The sequence below is a fragment of the Streptomyces sp. SID3212 genome, assembly GCF_009865405.1.
Lineage (GTDB): Bacteria > Actinomycetota > Actinomycetes > Streptomycetales > Streptomycetaceae > Streptomyces.
The window spans coordinates 1-2926 of the sequence record NZ_WWJY01001155.1 but is presented as its reverse complement, the minus strand read 5'-3'; the positions used below and the strand labels follow the sequence as shown (position 1 = coordinate 2926).

2 protein-coding genes and 2 pseudogenes are annotated in these 2926 nt (G+C 72.0%); 2 read left to right on the top strand and 2 right to left on the bottom strand.

The annotated features are described in order from the left end of the window. Positions 1 to 890, bottom strand: a pseudogene (locus tag GT042_RS34520) (ATP-dependent helicase); the annotation flags it as partial. Between the two features lie 274 nt (positions 891 to 1164). Here GT042_RS34520 and GT042_RS34515 point away from each other — a divergent pair. Together GT042_RS34515 and GT042_RS34510 are read left to right on the top strand one after the other, a co-directional pair. Next, positions 1165 to 2250: an acyl-CoA desaturase gene (locus GT042_RS34515; RefSeq protein ID WP_161312633.1), complete on the top strand. Its 1086-nt coding sequence runs from the start codon at positions 1165 to 1167 to the stop codon at positions 2248 to 2250. A 70-nt stretch (positions 2251 to 2320) separates the two neighbouring features. Continuing rightward, positions 2321 to 2503, top strand: a complete 183-nt coding sequence (locus GT042_RS34510; RefSeq protein ID WP_161312632.1) for a hypothetical protein — start codon at positions 2321 to 2323, stop codon at positions 2501 to 2503. 174 nt (positions 2504 to 2677) lie between these two features. Here GT042_RS34510 and GT042_RS34505 read toward each other — a convergent pair. Then, positions 2678 to 2926: pseudogene (locus GT042_RS34505) on the bottom strand (hypothetical protein); the annotation flags it as partial.

Genomic DNA, 2926 nt, shown 5'->3' with positions numbered 1-2926 from the left:
GGCGCCGAGCCGCCCGGGGAGCGCGGATCCGCGGGAGCCGCCCAGAACTCCGCCGCGTCGGCGACGACCGCCGGGTCACTGACGCTGTGCATCTGGACGACGGCCCGGAAGACCGGCCCCGGCCCGGCGATGTCGTCCCCGGCCGTCCCGTCCCCGCCCGGGACGTCCGCGTCCAGGACGTCCGTGCCGGGCAGCCCCCTCACCTCGACGCGGAGGGAGAGCCGTACCCCCGCGTCATGGCCCGCGGCCACATCGCCCGCCCAGCCCCGGAGTTCGGGGAAGCGCCGGGCGGGCACGGCGGCGAACGCGTCACCACCGGCGGCGAGCGGCGCGGCGGGGGTACGCGGCAGCGTGTCGGCCACCGCGTCGAGGAAGTCCCTCAACAGCCCTTCCTGCTCGGGCAGAAGAACAGTTCCGGCCGAACCACCTCCGCCGAGCGGAACGGCGTGTGCGGTGGGAGGCATGGAGGCGGCGAGCGTACGGACCCGCTCCAGGTCCTCGGCCGTCAGCGGTCCGGCCCGCCACGCGTCATGCCCGGTCCCGGTGAGACCCGGCAACATCCGCCCACAGGAAGCCAGTTGCAGGGCGAGCAGTGTCGCCGCGCCCCAGAAGGCGGCGGACGGGGACACATTCTCCGCCACACGGGCCCTGGTCAGCGACGGAAGAGCCTCCCGCAGGGGCACCAGCAACGCCCTGACCATGAGAGGGTGGGCCTCGGTGTCGACGACGGCCAGCTCCTCCACGGAGCCCGGCGCGGACGGCGGTTCCGCGCCGTCGGGATGCCAGTAGGCGATCCGGCCGGTGCGAGCCGGGTCCCCCGGGAGAAAAACCGTGGAACAGCGGGCGAGTTCGGAGACCCGGGAGAGCGTTGCCGCGGGGAGCGTGTGCACAGCGAAGACGCATTCCTCAACTTTGACTACTGCGGGTGAGCCGCCGATGGTACCCGACCGCGAAGCCACGCGGTCCCGGAGCTGCCGTGACTCGACTCATGCCGAAGCGGCGGGGTGTAGCCAGCACCACTGCCGACCCCCGGGAAGCCTCCCCCGTTTCCGGGGGGTGGCGCCATGGTCGCCACCTTCGCCGGGCCCGTACGTTTTTTCGCAGGTCAGCGCAGACAGCGCGACCCTTCTTTCCCGCACATCGGCCGACAGACCGGAGACCGACATGCCCCAGGCCACCACCGCACCCCCCGCTGTGGAGTCCATACCCGAACCGGCCACCGGCCGCGGCACCGGCAGCGACTTCGCGCCATTGCTGCGGACGGTCAAGGAACAGGGACTCCTGGAGCGCCGGGTCGCCTGGTACGCCCGGGGCATCACGGTCAACCTGGTGCTCGTCGCCGCAATTGTCACCGGCATGGCGCTCATCGGCCCCTCCTGGTGGACGATGCTCCTCGCGCCCCCGCTGGCCGTCCTGTCGGCCCGGATCGCGTTCATCGGCCACGACGCGGGACACGCCCAGATCACCGGTGACCGCGGCAAGGGCCGCGTCATCCAGCTCGTGCACGCCAACCTGCTGCTCGGGATGAGCCAGGAGTGGTGGAACGACAAGCACAACCGGCACCACGCCAACCCCAATCACATCGACAAGGACCCGGACGTCGCCGCCGACATCTTCGTCTTCACCCAGGAGCAGACGGCCGGCCGTACGGGACTCCGCGGCTGGCTCACCCGCCACCAGGCCTGGATGTTCTTCCCGCTCACGACGCTGGAGGGCATCGCCCTCAAGGTGTACGGCTTCCAGGCCGTCTTCTCGCGCCGGAAGGACACCCGCATGCCCGGCCGCCGCCGCGCGGTGGAGGGTCTGCTCCTGGGCGCGCACGTGGCCGCGTACGTCACCCTGCTGCTCACCACACTGACCATCGGCCAGGCCGTCGTCTTCGCGGTGATCCACCAGATGCTCCTGGGCCTGCACCTGGGCATGGCCTTCGCGCCGAACCACAAGGGCATGGAGATGCCCGACCCCGAGAACAGCGCGGGCTGGGGGCACCTGCGCCGCCAGGTCCTGACCTCACGCAACATCCGCGGCGGTCTGCTCACCGACTGGTTCCTCGGCGGGCTGAACTACCAGATCGAGCACCACCTCTTCCCCAGCATGCCCCGCCCCCACCTGCGGCTCGCCCAGCCCCTGGTGCGCGCGCACTGCCAGGCGCTGGGCGTCCCGTACGCCGAGACCGGACTGATCGACTCGTACCGCCAGGCCCTCGGACACCTCCACGACGTCGGCGAACCGCTCCGTACAGGCGCATAGTGGAACTGGCGGACGCTCCTACGCGTTCACCGAGCAGTGAGCGGCCCTCGGCCGCGAAGGAGGCGTCGGGATGTCGACACAAGCAAAGATCGCCGTCGGAGGAGTGGCCGTCGGCCTGATCCTCTGGGCGTTCGTACCGTTCTGGGTGGCTCTGCTGATCGTGGTGGGTGTGCCGGCAGCCACCTACCTGATGCTGGACCCGTCGCAGCGCCGCAGGCTGCGCCGGATCAACCGCAGGCAGATCGGCCGCTGACCGGGCCGGACAGCTGACCGGAGGGACCGCCGGGTCCCGCCGGTCAGCTCTGCTGTGCGCGGGGGCGCGGCGCGGTCACGTCGCTGTCACGCGCGGGTCAGCGGTGTCACGGACAGCCCTGCGGGTGTCACGTGCACGTCCGCGGTGTCACGTGCGGGTCCGCGGTGCGGCGGCTCACGCGGGGCGTACGGCCATGGCGTCGAGGGCCGCGAGAAGCGCCGGGAGCTCCGGGCCCCGGGCGATCGGGAGCACCTCGTTGGGTTCGTCGTCCATCAGGACGAAGGCCATGTCGTCGGTCCTGGCGACGAAGGACCACCCGGGGCCGTCCGCCCGCAGGGTCCGGGCGTCGCCGGGGGCGAAGCTGGAGCGGACCCGGCCCGGCGGCGGAGCCGTCTCCGCGTAGCCGCGCAGCTCGGCGAGGAC

Bases quoted from the DNA above. Each gene is read 5' to 3' on its own strand.
- GT042_RS34515 (WP_161312633.1), top strand. From the start codon at position 1,165: ATGCCCCAGGCCACCACCGCACCCCCCGCTGTGGAGTCCATACCCGAA.
- GT042_RS34510 (WP_161312632.1), top strand. From the start codon at position 2,321: ATGTCGACACAAGCAAAGATCGCCGTCGGAGGAGTGGCCGTCGGCCTG.